The sequence below is a fragment of the Bdellovibrio sp. ArHS genome (genome assembly GCF_000786105.1).
Lineage (GTDB): Bacteria > Bdellovibrionota > Bdellovibrionia > Bdellovibrionales > Bdellovibrionaceae > Bdellovibrio.
In genome coordinates this window covers 126137-142164 of the sequence record NZ_JTEV01000016.1, presented here as the reverse complement: position 1 = coordinate 142164, position 16028 = coordinate 126137, and the positions used below count along the sequence as shown (strand labels likewise).

Below are 16028 nucleotides of genomic sequence, written 5' to 3'. Positions count from 1 at the left end.
GATTAAAACATCAGCATTGGAATCTCAAGATGCGGAAGAACGTAACTAGACAATTTTCATCAACCAAACTTTATGTAAACTATAAAATAGACAGTGCCTAAGGCTTGAACGCTAGAAGACCAATAAACCCTTCAAGACGGCGGCCATGATCTTTGCATGTTGATTTTTTTGGGGGAAGATATGGAAACAAAGCGTCGAGTACTATTCATCTTATTACCGGGGATTTTGACATCTTTGGTTCTATTTCAAAACTGTTCTAACAATCCGATGCAATTTAAAGTCATCGAAGAAAGTGTGCAGTCACCAAGCGTTGGCACTCCAGATCTTAATACCGACATCATCGCTGATGACAATCCGACCCCATCCATTCCCGAGCCTGCGGCACCTCCCGCTTCAGCGCCCACTCAACCCTCTTATCCCGTTCAGGCCAGTCGAGACAACGCTCATTTGATGCGCGGTCTCGTTTATACGACAGCCATGGCGGGAGCAAAAGTGTTCTCGACTTCGGATGTTCTTCGCCCCGCAGGACTCGGAGCCGCCGTCCTCGCCGGGGGACTCTATGGTGACAATAAGGCCGACGTTTGTGAAAGTGACGAAATCCTGACTTTTGTCGTTCGATTAGTTTCATCGTCATCGACGGAATACCCGACGAATACCGTGGGAAGAAACTACCTAAAAGTGGGTGGTACGGCCGTTGCCGGAGTAGACTATCGTCTGCTGGGGCCTTTCGAGTTCGACCCGTCAGAATTAGGACGAGCCACCGGAGGCACCGTCACAAATATTTTTTATGGAACACACTTTAAAATCCAGTTGATTAACAACTCCCTCCGAGACGGGACGCGATCAATCACTTTGAGTTTAAACACCGCAACTCAGTGGATGAATAAAGCAACCGGTCAACTTTTAAATCCCCAACCTGCTTACGTGATTCAGCCTTGGGAAGAGTCGAACTTCACGATCAATATTAATGACGATGAGAATAAAGATAAAATCGTGTACGCCAGCGATATGGGGCATGAAGCGTGTCTTTATCGCAACGAACGACAGTAATCGGCAGAACTCGGGCGAAAGTTTCTTCGCCCTTTATTCGTGACTATTCACCAGAGCAAACAGTTCGAATGCAGGTAAAGGCACAATGACCATTTTCTCCGTCGTTTCTACAAGCGACACTACTTATGGCATAGGTACCCGGACAAGAAGGCATTCCCACGCTATTTGAAAGACTTATGCTCTCTACTCGACAAGTCACCTTGACAGGAACGCTTACAGGGGGACTGCTCGTCCCGCTGCTTGCTGTGCCACTCCCACTGCTGGCCGTGCCTCCTGCGCCCCCTCCTGAAGACGCCACAGCTCCTGCTTCCGCCGACGGCCCCGGAGGTCCTTGCGGTCCTGCCGGCCCTTGTGGACCCGCAGGTCCCTGTGGTCCTGCTGGACCTTGAGGCCCTGCTGGCCCGCGAAAGGCGACGGGGTCGACGCACCCATTGCTATCGGCGCTAAATCCGTTGAAGCCCGTAGGTAAATAAATTTTTCCGGCACCACCACAGGTCACCACGGGGGTCGCATTCGACAGGTAAATCCGCGACTGACGAAGCGAATGTCTTGTGGGATTAAAGAGAAGTCCCAAATCTTGGGACTTAGGTTTATAAGTAAACTCCACGCGAACGAAGTCCTGCGGACGTTTGCAATCGCTCGAACAAACGGGTTCCCAAAATAGGTTTACACGAAGAGGACAGGCATCGTCGCCCTTGGCCTCTGAGAAGGTCGAGCAAGGAGTGCCATTTGTAGCAAAGCCATTGTTCGGTTTCGTAGAATCGTAAACAAGAGTTTTTGAAGCATCATAAAGCTTGAAAGCATGTTTAGACTCGTTCACACATGCAGGACTGCCCTTTTTCAAACAATTGAATACAGATTCATTCGATGGATGTTCTATCGTAGCCGTCCAGGCGTCATCGTTCCCGATGGTCCCAAGCAAGTTCAACCGTATCTGTGTGACCGATGTGGTCAGGTTAAACTGCATCATGCTTTTGTTCATTTGTTGGCTTAAAGAAGCGACAACAGACGCCATGAATCCGACAGCTCCAATTAAGACTAATACTTGAACAAGGATGGATCCCGCCTCAGAGGTTCTCTTCTTAGGGACACTCACCTTTGCTTGCTTCGGAAAAAGGCGACGTTTCAATAGACATGAAGACCAAGAAAAAAATGTGTCTTTCAAAACAATCTCCCACTCTTTAAATTCAGACATTTCAGCTGAGGATCGTCAGAATTTCTCCGAAACACATAGATACGGATGAACTTTTCCTCTCAATCAACACTCGAATTATCGGAGCATTTCTGTGAAAGATTAGTCAAATCCACCAGGGATAGGGCACCAAGCGAACAAAAAAAAATTGAATTTAAATGCGAGAAGACCTTCCAAAGATTTCTCTGAAAAGTCTTCTCCGGGGAACTTCAGTGTCTATTACGCCACTTTTCTCTGAGGAGCTGCTGGTTCCACTGCTTCATTTTGATGCGACAAAAAGCGGGGGACGTCAGCCGCTTTCACCCCGTCGATGGCTTCAATCAGAATATGAACAGCGTTGGAGAGACTCTCAGACTGACTCGAAAGTTCCTGAGCTGAAGCCGCCGCTTCTTCGGATGTTGCCGCATTGACTTGCGTGACCTGATCCAGCTGGTTCATGGCCTTGCCGATTTGTTGGATCCCATGCGACTGTTCTTCACTGGCCGTTGCGATCTCGGAGTTAAGATCCGAAACCTTTTTTACAGAATTCACGATCTCTTCCAGAACTCGACCACTTTGTGAGGCTTGCTGACTGCCCACTTCAATCTTCGCCACACTTCCTTTTATAAGATCGGCAATGTCCTTAGCCGCTGAAGAACTTCTTTGGGCTAGATTGCGAACAGCTTCCGCCACAACGGCGAAACCTTTCCCCTGCTCTCCCGCCCGTGCCGCCTCGACAGCCGCATTCAAGGCCAGAAGATTTGTTTGAAAGGCGATATCATCTACGACACTTGTGATTTCTTCAATTTTTCGCGAGTCCTCGGAAATCACACCCATTGAATTCACCAAGAGACGAATTTCTGATTCCCCTTTGATGGCGATTTCGCGCGTGAGGCTGGCCAGTCTTGCCGCCTCTTTGGCATTGCTCGAGTTCAGTTTTACCATGGAGGTCAGCTCTTCCAAGGTGGCTACGGTTTCTTCCAATGAAGAAGCCTGTTCGGTCGAAGCGGAAGAGAGTTCTTCTGAAGCTGAAGCGATTTGCCGCGACGCCTGCGTGACATGGGTCGAGTTGTCCTGCAAATCCGAAATCACTTGGTGAATCGCCCGGCTTGCCGCTCTAAGAACCAAGAATGCCATCGTAACACCAATCAAGATCGATAACAGACTGATAAAACTCGTCAGGGTTTTCGCTTGGGAATAAGTATCGCTAGCCGCTTTTCTTGTTTTATTCATTTCTTCTATGTCGTGCTGAACCATTTTGTCGGTGGCTGCTTCTCCGGCCAAACGCAGGTCACGTCCTTTCGACAGGATAAGCTCCAATCCTTCTTTTTCTTTGCCGCCGACCATGAGCTTTACCACTTCGGCATTTGTTTTATGCCAGTTTTCATAGACCGCGACAAATTCGTCAAGATTCTTAGCCGCATGAGGATCGGAATGCTTTTTTCTTTCGTTGATCAAATCGCGGATTTCTTTGTCCCTTTTTACAATCAGCTCGGCGACACGGGCCTTACCTTCGAGCGTATCGTAAATCATAAAATTTCTTTCATTGATAATCTGCGTGTAAAAGATCTGTCGGATCTTTTCTGCCTCCATCACACTTTTCACGCGAACGTCAGTGATTTCTTCCAGGGAGCTATTTATGCCTCCCATCTGGTACAAGCTCATTCCGGAAATACAAATGCTCCCAAGTATTAAAATACTTATGACAAAAACTATCTTTAAGTTGAGACTCCACTTTTTCATTGCGCGATCCTTTATTCTTAATCCACCGGGGTGTGACGCTTAATGTTCGGCCCTGGGATCGTAATTCTTTAGATACAAAACGAAACCGCTTTCACTTTCCCTGACGAAAACCAATGTCCTAAATGTCTTTAGGACATCTAGGACATCGTTCCCTTGGGCTGAAAAATCATATTTTCGAGCTGGTATAATCCTGGGGGTCAGGTAGGATAAATCATGCTTGGTACCTACTCCCAACTTAACTCTGATGCCTTAAAACAGAAAATTAGCTTGCGAGAAGTCACCCAAACTCAACTTGCAGAATTTCTTGCCGTGAATATTAAGACCGTCCAAAGATGGGTCAACGGGCATGTCACCAAGGTCAAAACCGAAACTGTGCAAAGAATGAGTGATTTTCTTCAGTGCCCTATTGACGAGATCACCTTCCCCGAAAAAACGGTCCGCGTTCTTGTCAAAAACAAAATTCTTGATGAACTTTTCTCTAAGGACATCGTTCGGGCCTTACATTCCACCAAAAAATGGGACTCTTATTTGAATATCCTGAAGGAGTTTGAGGGAGTTCCTCTTCCTACTGATCAGGAAGCCCAGCTTTTCATGCACATAGGATACATCAAATATCAGTTGGGGCTGTATCGTTCAGCGAAACGGTATCTGCAAAAAGCTTTGGCTTTGTCACGGGCCGTGCAAGACTCGCGCATGACGGTCCACGTTCTCTGCTATCAAAGCTCTACATTTTTAATGCTGGGAGAAATTTCCGAGGCAACACAAAGCCTGGAACAAGCCCTGCAAGTACTTCAGGATACGCCGAACTCTCTTTTGCGATCAGAGGTTCTTTATCGCCAGGCGAAGATCCACCTCGCCCAAAACGATTTTATGATGGCCAATAGTCTTCTCAGAAAGTCTATTGCCTTAGAGCTTCGCACGCGCCACTCTCCTCGTCGCGGCATTTCGTTGAAGTATATCCAGTTGGCGCGCTTAGAAATCCGGCGCAAGAATTTTTCTCAGTCTGGCAAATACTATCACCGCGCTGAATGGCACGCCCGCCGCAGTAACTTCAGAATCACGGAAGCCGTTGCCCACTATGGACAGGCTTTGGTCGCGTTTCATTTCGAGGACGCTAGCATGGCGCGAAAACATCTGGAGCGCGCTCGCCAACTGGCCGGAGGCAAAAGCGAAATCCAAAAGAATCAGAAGCTTCTGCAAATCGAATTTATTTTTGCGATCCGTGAAAAAAACTTCGCCCTTTGCCAGAAGATCCTGCAATTACGCTATTCGCTAAACCGCCGCTCGAAACTTCTTGTCGTCAACACCGTCAAGATGGCCGTGATCTTAGAACGGGTTTCTAAAGGCGCCTACCCCGCACGCGAAAGCTGGATTTTAACCGCTAAAAAATACGCTAAGGCTCTTTCTAAAAGCGCCAATCAGGAACAATTCCGCAAGCTTTTAAGAAACTCTTACGAACCCAAAGGCCAGTTCGAAGACATTTTGGGTTATCTTATTCTTTAAGAAAATGCCGCCCACAAGAAAAAGAGGTCACTTCGCGAATGATCAACTAAGAGAAATAGGTGTTGGCGTTGGGGATCTCTAAAAGTTCCTGCAAGAATAGCGAAGGTATTCCCTTCCTAGTCAATAAAAAGGCCTTTCTTTTCGCCCTTGTTAAGGCGACATAAAAAAGGCGTCGTTCTTCGGCATAAGGAAAGACGTCCGCTTCTGGCATGTACATTTGCACAAAGGGATGATCATTTTTTATGGATGGAAACCCCATGGGACCACTGTTCATACCCAATATAAATACATAGTCGGCTTCAAGGCCTTTGGAGCCATGAAAACTCGTTCCTAAGATTTCCAGATTTTTCGAATATACCTTGTTCCACTCACGTATTTTGCTGGGATGCGGAAGCAAGTAGTTATACCTACTTAAAATAAATACTTTGGCTCGCTCATTTTTAGCGGTGAGTTCTTTTGCTAAGACCTGTAACTGCTTTTCGATTTCTGGGAAGGCTCCATAATCCGAGTCATAGCTCAAAACATCCAAAACACCTTTCCTTCTGTTGTCATGGGCAACCACGGCCTTCTTCTTTTGCAGAGGATTCTTTTGCACAAACCAAGAGGCAGCATCAGCAATTCCTTGATTGCTTCGAAATGTATTTGTCAGAAAAAGCTCTTGTGTCACACCAAAATACTTTTCTGCCCGCGTAAAGATGTCCAAATCCGCTCCGGCGAAGCGATAGATCCCCTGCCAATCATCGCCGACAGCGAACAAAGACGCCTCGGCATGCTGGTCTAGAAGAGCCTTCACCAGACGTCTGCGCCCTTGAGAAATGTCCTGAAATTCATCAATACAGATAAATTTATAGGGACTTCTATACGCTCTATTCTCGACATAAAGTGAAGCCCTAATTAGCATCTCTTCAAAATCTATAAGATTGTTTTTCCTTAAGGCGTGCTCATATCTTTTGAGGACCGCAAGAACCAAGTTGTGAAATGCCTGACTCAAAAAATCAAATGGTTTCACGTCGAGATTCTGGGATGTCTTGCCCTGATTGCGGATCTGCTTAATAATCGTCGCAAAATGTCCAATCAGAGCGTCTTTTGCTTCCGCAAATTCAGCAGATTCCGAATCAAGGTTTTTCGGCTCAGGATTCAAACCGAAAGTGCTCAATTGCGCTTTTAAAAAGGGCAAAACACTGCCATCTAAGAACATCGAACTATGAGTCTCAAAAAAACGCGTCTGACTTTCTTGAAAATACTTTCTTTTCCACTCTACGATTGAAACATACTTCTCGCCAATAAAAGCCGGCGCTTCGCCGTTTCTATCCAAAGCGAAGTGCTCGTGATAAACATCCACATCAGGATAATAAAAATCCGGATTGAAATGACGGCGTGTTCCTTGCTCTTCGCCATTTCTGAGAATTTCCGTTTCCTTTTCGTACACATATTTAATGTTGTGCAAATAAAGCCAATTTGCGATGATCAGCTCCTCCAATGACCGAACCTGTTCTCCATTTAAAGTCCTTAAAGACGGAGTTCTTTCGCGAGCGCTGTTTTTCATTTCCATCGTGTCAGATAAATCGTCATTAAATAAATCTTGATAGTAGACACGCTGCTCATAACTTGTGGCATTCCCAAACATCAGTGTTGAAACAAGCAAAGTCATTTCAGCATCACGCGCGGGATCCAGACAGACTTCCTTCACAATATCTTCAAGAACAGTTTTAAAAAGATCGCCCTTATGCGCCCAAGGAGCCAACTGAGGTCTCGCCCCTTCGACCGTTTGAATTATCAGCATTCCCAAAGAATGAAAAGTCCGAATGTCCGGAGTCATGCGCATATTCTGTTTTGCCAAAGCTTCTGCAAAGCGATTCTTAAGTCCTTCGGCTGCCTCGCTGGCAAAGGCCAGCATCAGAATTTCTTGTGGTTCGAAGTACTTCTTCTTAAGAGCATAAATGGCTTTGCCAACCAAAGATGATGTTTTTCCCGACCCCGCCGAGGCGATTAGAATATTCACATCTTGAAAGTATATAGCGGCCAGGCGCTGTTCTTCAGTCAAAGGACGCGCTTCGACACTGTCAAAGATTTTTCGATGCCGATCTAATTCTTGCTTTACAAAATCCTCATTACGTTGCCGCACAAGCTCTTCGAAATGAAATTTAAGACTTAAAACCGCTTTGATTTTCAATAGTAAAGAACTGACTTCGAAGTGAGATCCATCTATAGATTGATTGCGATCAAACTTACCGAGAAGAACGAAAAACTCTTCATCAAATTTTTGGTTCCAATTCCGTGCAAAACAATCTTTTTTTGATGCACTAATATAGAAATCTGAGCGCAAAAAGCCTTCGCTCATCTCGAAGCACTCGTTGATACGAGTCTTATTATTTAACAGTATTCTTTGAGATTGTTCTTTTAGAAAAACCTGTAGACGATCGTATGTCTCTTTTTCGACCCCGACCAACTTTAAAACTGCGGACCTTCCAATCAGTGTCACTGAGCCAAACAAAAATCCCGGCTGATATTGAATTTCTTCGGTTTCAACCACGTCCCATTGCCTACTTTTAAATATCCATTTTAAGACGATGGCGTCACCTGAAGCACGCAACGACCACCGTCCAAACCACAGCGTAAGGATATTCCATAATAATGAGGAAGTTCGGGATAACTCATGCATAAACAGCTTGAGGTGTATCGGCATTTTCGAAGTGATTTAGAAGCTACGATCGCGCCGAAACTAGATTTTTCAAACAAATCTATACTTAAGGACTAGTCCAACTGGAAGGGTTTATTTCCGACTATTCCAAGACTTGTATCAAGATGAAAAAACACCAGACTAAACGTTGATGTATAAAAAGATCAAGGTGATCACAACTGGCAATAGAAACGTCAGACCCAGCACTAAAAGTGTTTTAGATCGCACATTCTTTTCTTCATTTTGGATCTTGGAATCTGTAATCATTTTATTCCTTTTAAAAGCAGGCTGACCTAGTTTCAGACTATTATCGGTTTTCTTCGTATAGCCAGGGTATGCTAGTCTCCTACGAAGAATACTACCTGTCTACCTTAAACAATGTCGCCCTTCTATTCACCGACCGGTTTCACTTTCAGCTCCTTGGCCGCATTTTCGAGACTGCCTAAGTTCGTTAAATCCTTAAAACCAAGTTCCCGCATAATGGCGATGGCCTGACCTGATCTATTACCACTACGACAATAAACTTTATAACTATCTTGACGGCTCAGCTCGGAAACCTTTTCGCGAAAATTCGCATTTAAAAGATCTACATTAAGAGCATTAGGAATATGACCCGCCGAATACTCTTTAGGTGTTCGCACATCTAAGACGACATCCTTGGCATTAGCTTGAAAGCCAAACGATGACATAATAAGAAAACCTGCAACAATAACATTTCTTCTAAAGCCCACAAAACCCCAACATATTCTTTTTGAAAAGCCTATTCATCTTCTGTATTTCCGCCCTATTTTCACATCAAAAAAGCACGAAAACATAAATGCTTTTATCCAACTGTCCAAACACAGATTGAAACCCAATATACCCATACAGCTATAATTGAAAATACTCAACCGGGAGCTTTGATGGCGCCGCGGCCTATTTTGACATGCGAAAACCTGACTAAAGAATATCTCATGGGGGAAGTGAAAATTCAGGCGCTGCGAGGAGTGGACCTTGAGCTTTACGACGGTGAATTCGTCGTTCTGCTGGGCGCCTCAGGAAGTGGCAAGTCCACTTTGCTAAACATTATTGGCGGATTGGATACGCCATCGGCTGGCAGGGTTAAATACAAAGAAAATGTTCTATCCGAGTCCACGAACAAAATTCTAACCCAGTACCGAAGAGATCACATTGGATTTGTCTTTCAGTTTTACAATCTTATCCCAAATCTTTCCGCTATAGAAAATGTGAACCTGGTGACCGACATCTCAATTTCACCAATGCCCAGCCTGGAAGCCTTGGCATTGGTGGGACTTAAAGACCGCAAAGATTTTTTTCCCTCGCAACTTTCAGGGGGCGAACAACAAAGGGTGGCTATCGCCAGAGCCATTGCCAAAAGACCCCAACTTTTATTGTGCGATGAACCGACAGGCGCTCTGGATCTACAGACTGGAAAACTAGTGCTTCAAGCCATCGATAAAGTGCATAAAGAATTAGGCACTTTGGTGATAGTTATCACCCACAACTCTGCGATTGCAAATCTAGCAGACCGAGTGATCTATCTTGGCGATGGCAAGGTCATAAAGCAGGAACGAAACACCAAAAAAATTCCCATCGAGGAGGTGTTTTGGTGAAGGCTCTTTCCCGTAAACTCCAACGTGACATTTCCAGTCTTCGCATTCAGATCATCACGATGGCAGTCTTACTAGCGTGTGGGACGGCGATCTTGGTGGCCTCGTGGAGTTCTTATGTGACGCTAAAAAAGGCGCAAACGATTTATTATGAACAATACCATTTTCCTGACGTCTTCGCTGAGCTCGTGAAGGCACCAAAATCAGTAGTTGAGTCTCTTAAAAACATTCAAGGAATTGACCACTTCGAAGATCGAATAATTCTTGACGCCTTAATCGATCTTCCTGATTTGCAAGAACCCGCCGTAGGCAGACTTATCTCTTTTACCGAGTATTCAGTCTTAAATAAGATACATTTAAAAAAAGGGAGATTCCCTGAGCCCGGCACTATTCCCGAAGTTATTGTCCATGAAAGCTTCGCTTCAGCTCATCGTATTCAGCCAGGCGGTCAAATCTCGTTGCAGATCAAAGGGCAAAAGAAGATTTTTAAAGTTTCTGGCATTGGAATATCCCCTGAATATGTTTACGCTCTGAGCCCCCTTGTACCCTTTCCCGATGATCTGCACTTTGGCATCTTATGGGTGGATAAAAAGGAACTTTCACGCTTGGGTGATATGCAGGATTCATTTAACAATATCGTCGCCTCGGTAAAAAAAACCGATGATGTGGATAGCGTCCGTCTTAAAATCGACCAGCTTCTTGCGGTGTATGGTTCCACGGGATCTTACGACCGATCAAAACAGATCAGTAATATGTTTATTGAAGATGAGATTCGGCAACAACGTTCAATGTCGATTGTCGTCCCGGCTATATTCATCATCGTTTCGACATTTATACTTTACACAGTTCTAAGCCGACTGATCAGCCTGCATCGGGCCCAAATAGCGACCTTAAAGTCCTTAGGATACACCTCTTTCAGCTTGGCACTCTATTATCTTAAACTTGTCAGTATTATACTTTTCCTTGGCATTGTCCCCGCGCTTGTTTTCGCCTATGGGATTGGTCAGTGGTATGCTTATTTGTATGCCCGCTATTTTCACTTTCCCAGTATTGACTTCAGTCTCTCGCCTCAGGCTGTGGTGATAGGAACACTTGCGGGATTCTTGCCGGGCTGGATCGCCTCCTCTATTTCTTTATTTAAAGTTTTCACTCTGCAACCGGCAGAAGCGATGCGCCCGCCCGCTCCCGCGAAGTTCAGCCAAAGTGTCTTTGAAAAATGGCAATTGCTGCAATTCAAAGACATACAAACAAAGATGATCTTAAGAAATGTTCTGGCAAAACCATGGAGAACCTTTTTGTCCATTCTTGGAGTCTCGGCAGCCATAGGCATTCTGATTAACGGAAGTTTTTGGACCGACATGGTCGATTTCATGGTGCAACGCCAATTTCGCGAGTCCAGCCATGAAGATATGGAAATTTCTTTTCTTCATCCCCGCAAAGAAGATGTAATTCAAGAACTAGCACGTATCAAGGGCGTCTATCTTATTGAAGGCCTCCGAACGGCTCCCGTAAAAATGACTTATAAGAATATAGAAAAGATCACCGTTATAAACTCACGAGAAAACGCCGATTCATTAAGACCCATGATTGATAAAGAAGGGATGCATCTTCAGCCCAAAGAAAATCAAGTTATTCTCAGTCAGTACTTCAACAAAAAATATGGGATAAAAGTCGGAGACACTGTCTATTTTGAACTGACCGATCGCAGTAAGCCGAAATTCTCTGCGGTAGTCGGTGGGTTTATTGAAGATGTGGTCGGCGCATCAGTCTATGCAAACAAGTCAGACCTGCACCGATGGCTTTCTGAGCAACCCAATATCAACACCGTTTATCTGAAGGTAGATCCTCGCTGGAACAACGAAGTCTATATTAAACTTAAAGAGTTTCCAGAGGTTGCCTCTATCGGCGTCCGCAAGCTTCTGCTTGAGAGCTTTACAAAAAATTTATCTGACATGATCCAAACGTTCACGGTTGTTTTAGTGCTTTTTGCAATGACAATTTCAGCGGCGGTTCTATTTAACATGGCAAGAATAACTCTTTCCGAAAAATCTTGGGAACTGGCCAGTATGCGAATCATGGGCTTTGATATACCCGAAACTTTTAGGGTCCTCTATTTAGAATTGGGTTTTCAAGTTTTAGCCGCATTGTTCCCGGGCTTGGCTCTTGGATATGGGCTGTCCTATCTTAGTACTGTCTGGATACATACCGACACCTTTAGTTTTCCCCTAGTAATTAACACTGAGACTTACGCCAAAGCCATTGTTACTATTGTCATCATCTATGCAGTGACGGGATTTTTTCTTTATAAGAAAGTACGTTCATTGAGCATGGCAGAAGCTCTGAAGGTTAGGGATTGATATGCCATCAAAGGTTCGTTTTTTTTCCCGATTTATCTACGGATCCTTAATAGTTTTACTGGCTGTCTCTTTATGGCTTCTTTTCAGGGAAAAATCCGTTTTCGTCAACACGGTCAAAATAGAAAAAGGAGATTTCGAAGAATACCTACGCGTCGACGGTGTTATTAAATCAAAGACCAAAACAACCGTGACTGCTTTTACCACTGGTGATCTTGAAAGAGTTGATTTGAAAGTGGGCGATCATCTAAAAAAAGGACAATATATTTCAACTTTAAAGTGGGATTTTAAAAGAACCATAAAAAGTCCCGTTGCTGGAGTTGTTTCTAAAGTCCATCGCGAATCCGCCGGCCCCATTCAAAGAGGTGAGCCCATCATTGACATCATCGACGCCGACAATTTTGAAATTATCGCAAAAGCCTTAACAACTGATGCCACCAGGGTTTCCGTAGGTGCTCCTGTCAAAGTCACAGGCATTGGATCCGGCGAATTAATTCCAGCCCAGGTTGTGCTTATTAGCCGAGCCGGTTACGTCGAAACCTCAGCACTGGGTGTGGAAGAAGAAAAAACCGACATTCACATGAAGTTTACCCAGCAACCAAAAACTCTTATTGGCGACAACTTCCACACCGAACTCTTCATCAAAGTCTACGAAGCCAAAAACGTTTTAAAGATCCCCCTAGGCGCACTCTTCAAAGACGGCGACACGTGGAAGGTCTACAAAGTTGAAAACAACAAGGTCCACGCAAAAGAAGTACTCATTGGTAATAAAAATGAAAAAGAAGCCATTTTAGAAAATGGACTGAATCCAGAGGACGAAGTCGTCATGTTCCCCGACGACACGTTAAAGGATGGCGCAAAGGTCAAGAGAGCTGATCAAAAACAACGTCAGTAGTAAGAGGCCGCGGGACTGCGTCCACCTCAACAGGAACCCCGAAAAAACAAAAAGCCCTCGGCAAACCGAAGGCTTTCTAAAAAAGATTGGTAGTGAGAGGCGGACTTGAACCGCCGACCTACGGATTATGATTCCGTTGCTCTAACCAGCTGAGCTACCCCACCACACGAATCACGCAAAAGGTTGCCCGATGCGTGAGGCACGATTTTTAATTGTTGGAGTGCAGTAAGTCAATAATGGGCTTCGCGTTATAATGCGAAATTTAAATATTCCTATCTTTCCTCGCCTTAGGTCTTGACCCGGCTGGATTCTCACACTGCAATGACAGGTGTAGTAAGAAAACCACGGAGGGGGAAATACTATGAAAAAACTTATGATGGCACTGGCTGTGCCGGCGGTCCTTATTGGTTGTTCCAAGGACAATAAGCCAAAAAAACCCACATCTGGCGACGTCAGCAGCCTTTTCTGGACGCAAGAAGCCCAAGTTATCTCGATCACGGCCGTCGACGGCTCCCCGATTCAAAATGCTCAAATTTTGATCGGCGACGCTTTGGATGCTCCTTTTTCAGGCAATTTTCTAACGACGGATGCTAACGGCCAAGTAGCTCTTCCGGCGGCATGGACGACAGTGGAGGCTGTGACCGTGAGCGCTCCGGGCTATGTTCGCGCGACTTATTTTGCTCAAGAACCAGGCCCACTCACCTTCAAGCTGCGCACGCAACCCACCAGGACTCAGTATGAAGTCAAAGGGGTTTCCTCGGGCCTTCCGATCCAGGATAAAGACGGCTTCGTGGATTTCGCCTTGGTGATGCCTGCGTTCACAAAACTCGATATGCTGGCTTTTGACATTAATAAAGTGATCAGCCCGCAAACGGATCGAATTTCAGCAATGGGACAAGATATCGATGTTCCCGCCAATATCTCGCTTCCCAAACAAAGCGAAAAGTATTCGCTGTTCACGATCACTTTGGATAAACCCCATTATCGTATCTATTATGGCCAGCAAGGGATCAATCGCGTTTTTGCAGCTCGCGGCCGCTTCCCGTTTAAATCCACTGTCGACGCCCTTCGCGGCGGCGCCGAATTCTATGAGCTGATCAACGATTTCAAAATCACCGGCGGAGCAATTCGCGATATCGAAGTCAAATCGGGCCAAACAAAGCTGGATATGCCGACACGCGAGCTGAATTTCACCGAAGCCAAAGCGGTCACGGCCCCGCAATTTCGCGCAGACGAAATGTTTATCGCGGTGGGTATCGCCAATCAGTCGGGCTACATGATTCCTACGGATGTGAAAAAGATCGCGCAAGGCAAATCGGCAAACCTGAACGCGCTGACGGGCTCAGACCAAAAGATTCTTGGTGTGCTTAAAAGAACGGCAGACATGAAGAATGACAACGATCGTATGAGCGCCGCTCTTCTGCCATTCACAACCGGCACAACGCCTGAGATGCTGCCCTTGATTGCCGACCCAACGATTGCCGCTGACGGAGAAATCCTGATGCCTAAGTTCAACACGATCGCGGGCGTGAATCCGATCGCCACGTACTCGGTTCTTTCCAAAGAAGAGGAAGTTGTCCAAGGCAATGCGAAAGTTAAAATCCTTCATCCACAATGGGAAGTTTACTCTCAAAACTGGCTTGAGCGTATGAAACTGCCCCAATGGCCAAATGATCAGGCGATTGCTGGTAAAAAACGTTGGGAAGTGAACTTTGTTGGCTCCCAAACTGCTTCCCAAGCCCCTGTCGGCCCTGCTATGATTGAAGCCGCAACACATGTCACACACAGTTCGGTCTCTTTCTAAGAAAATTCTCGTATTACTTGTGATTCTCACAGGCTGCACACTATTTGGTTGCAGCCTGTTTGATAAAAAGCCATCTGCCCATCAGCGCATGGGACAAATCAGCAAACAAAAAGTTTTCTTTGCCTCTTATGATTCTGTCTGGCGAGCGGCGCACGCTGTTCTGAAATATCCTATCGCGCAAGAAAACCAAGACACGGGCGTCATCGAAACCGAATACATCAAGGGGCTTGACGGCTGGCTGCCACCCAATGAACAACGCCCGCCTTCCAGCGGCATCCGTTATAAATTGATTCTGACCTTTGCCAAAGGCACGACCCAGGGCCGCGAATCCACGCGGGTCACGATTGATAAAAGAATGGAAATTTTAAGAGATTTCTTTTCCGAGCCTGAGTCGATGGAATCCGATGGTCTTGAGGAAAAGATCATTTTCTATCGTATTGAACGCGAATTGCTGATTAACGAAGCTTTAAAACGCACCAACTAAAGAGCGATCTTTTCTTTCTTAAGATAGTCCTTCCACATTCCGACCAGCGCCGTGACCGGCATTTGCGACTTATCCAACTTCACGCCCGTCAGTTTTTCCAGACCACGCACGGCCGGCAATTGCACTCTTTGATCCTTGTCAGAAAGAAGGCCCGCAAAAATCTTCAGCTCATGATTGGCCGGTTTTTTTGCCAAAACTTCCACGATCTGGTGGCGAATCCACAGGCTTTGCGAGTTCTTGAAATTATACTTTTGGTTCAGCTCTTCCCATAAAAGATCGCGCGTTTCAGAACTGACGTTTTTTTCAAGAGCATTGACTGCGGCAGAACGCACCACCAAGGCTTTGTCTTTAAGAAGCTGCATGGCAAGCTTCTGTCCCTGCAAAGGGTTCACCTCTGTTAAGGCCACCAAGGCTGCATTTCGCATATACCATTGTTTGTGAGTTCCCGCTTTGAGTAAATCTGGTGTCGCTTTTTCTCCGCGTGCTTCGGCGGCTGCCATCAAAGCACGCCAGCGCAGACTCATGGGTTGGGACTCACTGAAAGCGACAGAAATAAAATGAGAGTAGTGTTTGTCACCCTGGCTATGAATGGCCATGCGACGGTTTTCACTTGGAAGCTTAAGAACTTCCATCGCTGAAGTTAAAGTACTGGATGAAGGTTTGGCTGCGACTGCGAAAGTACTTGAAGAAAGTCCAGCAAACACTATGGAAGCCACAAGAATTTTACTCATCAC

The 16028-nt window shown here is 45.5% G+C and carries 13 protein-coding genes and 1 tRNA gene; 7 read left to right on the top strand and 7 right to left on the bottom strand.

Translation table 11 applies throughout. From position 1 onward, the window contains the following. The first annotated feature begins 180 nt into the window (after nt 1-180). Nucleotides 181-1050 (top strand): hypothetical protein, encoded by an 870-nt coding sequence (locus OM95_RS09500; protein ID WP_291516004.1) that lies wholly within the window; start codon nt 181-183, stop codon nt 1048-1050. Between the two features lie 43 nt (nt 1051-1093). Here the strand turns inward: OM95_RS09500 and OM95_RS09495 are convergent, their stop codons facing one another. After that, nucleotides 1094-2065: a hypothetical protein gene (locus tag OM95_RS09495; protein WP_291516003.1), complete on the bottom strand. Its 972-nt coding sequence runs from the start codon at nt 2063-2065 to the stop codon at nt 1094-1096. Between the two features lie 396 nt (nt 2066-2461). Further along, a complete protein-coding gene (locus OM95_RS09490) occupies nt 2462-3964 on the bottom strand; it encodes a methyl-accepting chemotaxis protein (protein WP_291516001.1) in 1503 nt (500 codons plus the stop codon). Between the two features lie 213 nt (nt 3965-4177). Here OM95_RS09490 and OM95_RS09485 point away from each other — a divergent pair, with 213 nt between their 5' ends. Beyond that, the gene (locus OM95_RS09485; protein WP_041873024.1) at nt 4178-5467 is read left to right on the top strand and encodes a tetratricopeptide repeat protein; all 1290 of its coding nucleotides are present in this window, start codon (nt 4178-4180) and stop codon (nt 5465-5467) included. Nucleotides 5468-5513: 46 nt separating this feature from the next. On the opposite strand, the gene OM95_RS09480 is transcribed toward OM95_RS09485, so the two are convergent. The 3 genes from OM95_RS09480 to OM95_RS09475 all read right to left on the bottom strand — a co-directional run bounded on the left by OM95_RS09480 (nt 5514) and on the right by OM95_RS09475 (nt 8878). Then, the gene (locus tag OM95_RS09480) at nt 5514-8129 is read right to left on the bottom strand and encodes a UvrD-helicase domain-containing protein (protein WP_291515999.1); all 2616 of its coding nucleotides are present in this window, start codon (nt 8127-8129) and stop codon (nt 5514-5516) included. Nucleotides 8130-8288: 159 nt separating this feature from the next. Then, entirely contained in the window at nt 8289-8414 is a 126-nt protein-coding gene (locus tag OM95_RS17230) for a hypothetical protein (RefSeq protein WP_291515997.1), read from the bottom strand. 122 nt (nt 8415-8536) lie between these two features. Continuing rightward, nucleotides 8537-8878 (bottom strand): rhodanese-like domain-containing protein, encoded by a 342-nt coding sequence (locus OM95_RS09475; RefSeq protein WP_291515995.1) that lies wholly within the window; start codon nt 8876-8878, stop codon nt 8537-8539. Between the two features lie 222 nt (nt 8879-9100). Here OM95_RS09475 and OM95_RS09470 point away from each other — a divergent pair, with 222 nt between their 5' ends. Genes OM95_RS09470 through OM95_RS09460 form a run of 3 tightly spaced genes read left to right on the top strand, consistent with a single transcriptional unit; the run spans nt 9101 to nt 13006 of the window. After that, on the top strand, nt 9101-9760 hold the full coding sequence (locus OM95_RS09470; protein WP_291515993.1) for an ABC transporter ATP-binding protein: 660 nt from the start codon (nt 9101-9103) through the stop codon (nt 9758-9760). Then, a complete protein-coding gene (locus OM95_RS09465) occupies nt 9757-12114 on the top strand; it encodes an ABC transporter permease (protein WP_291516053.1) in 2358 nt (785 codons plus the stop codon). The genes OM95_RS09470 and OM95_RS09465 overlap by 4 nt, the downstream gene beginning before the upstream one ends. Nucleotide 12115: 1 nt before the next feature. Further along, nucleotides 12116-13006: an HlyD family efflux transporter periplasmic adaptor subunit gene (locus OM95_RS09460; RefSeq protein WP_041873013.1), complete on the top strand. Its 891-nt coding sequence runs from the start codon at nt 12116-12118 to the stop codon at nt 13004-13006. Between the two features lie 87 nt (nt 13007-13093). On the opposite strand, the gene OM95_RS09455 is transcribed toward OM95_RS09460, so the two are convergent. Further along, a tRNA-Met gene (locus OM95_RS09455) sits at nt 13094-13170 on the bottom strand. 197 nt (nt 13171-13367) lie between these two features. Here OM95_RS09455 and OM95_RS09450 point away from each other — a divergent pair. Beyond that, on the top strand, nt 13368-14810 hold the full coding sequence (locus OM95_RS09450; protein WP_041873011.1) for a hypothetical protein: 1443 nt from the start codon (nt 13368-13370) through the stop codon (nt 14808-14810). Further along, a complete protein-coding gene (locus tag OM95_RS09445) occupies nt 14782-15294 on the top strand; it encodes a hypothetical protein (RefSeq protein WP_041873008.1) in 513 nt (170 codons plus the stop codon). Before OM95_RS09450 ends, OM95_RS09445 begins: the two co-directional genes overlap by 29 nt. Here OM95_RS09445 and OM95_RS09440 read toward each other — a convergent pair. Then, on the bottom strand, nt 15291-16025 hold the full coding sequence (locus OM95_RS09440) for a HEAT repeat domain-containing protein (protein WP_041873006.1): 735 nt from the start codon (nt 16023-16025) through the stop codon (nt 15291-15293). The two genes, OM95_RS09445 and OM95_RS09440, sit on opposite strands and share 4 nt — an antisense overlap. Between the last annotated feature and the right edge of the window lie 3 nt (nt 16026-16028).

What these genes read in the sequence shown, in the direction of transcription:
- OM95_RS09500 (WP_291516004.1), top strand. Translation starts at nt 181, where the DNA reads ATGGAAACAAAGCGTCGAGTACTATTCATCTTATTACCGGGGATTTTG.
- OM95_RS09495 (WP_291516003.1), bottom strand. Translation starts at nt 2,065, where the DNA reads ATGGCGTCTGTTGTCGCTTCTTTAAGCCAACAAATGAACAAAAGCATG.
- OM95_RS09490 (WP_291516001.1), bottom strand. Translation starts at nt 3,964, where the DNA reads ATGAAAAAGTGGAGTCTCAACTTAAAGATAGTTTTTGTCATAAGTATT.
- OM95_RS09485 (WP_041873024.1), top strand. Translation starts at nt 4,178, where the DNA reads ATGCTTGGTACCTACTCCCAACTTAACTCTGATGCCTTAAAACAGAAA.
- OM95_RS09480 (WP_291515999.1), bottom strand. Translation starts at nt 8,129, where the DNA reads ATGCATGAGTTATCCCGAACTTCCTCATTATTATGGAATATCCTTACG.
- OM95_RS17230 (WP_291515997.1), bottom strand. Translation starts at nt 8,414, where the DNA reads ATGATTACAGATTCCAAGATCCAAAATGAAGAAAAGAATGTGCGATCT.
- OM95_RS09470 (WP_291515993.1), top strand. Translation starts at nt 9,101, where the DNA reads ATGGGGGAAGTGAAAATTCAGGCGCTGCGAGGAGTGGACCTTGAGCTT.
- OM95_RS09460 (WP_041873013.1), top strand. Translation starts at nt 12,116, where the DNA reads ATGCCATCAAAGGTTCGTTTTTTTTCCCGATTTATCTACGGATCCTTA.
- OM95_RS09450 (WP_041873011.1), top strand. Translation starts at nt 13,368, where the DNA reads ATGAAAAAACTTATGATGGCACTGGCTGTGCCGGCGGTCCTTATTGGT.
- OM95_RS09445 (WP_041873008.1), top strand. Translation starts at nt 14,782, where the DNA reads ATGTCACACACAGTTCGGTCTCTTTCTAAGAAAATTCTCGTATTACTT.
- OM95_RS09440 (WP_041873006.1), bottom strand. Translation starts at nt 16,025, where the DNA reads ATGAGTAAAATTCTTGTGGCTTCCATAGTGTTTGCTGGACTTTCTTCA.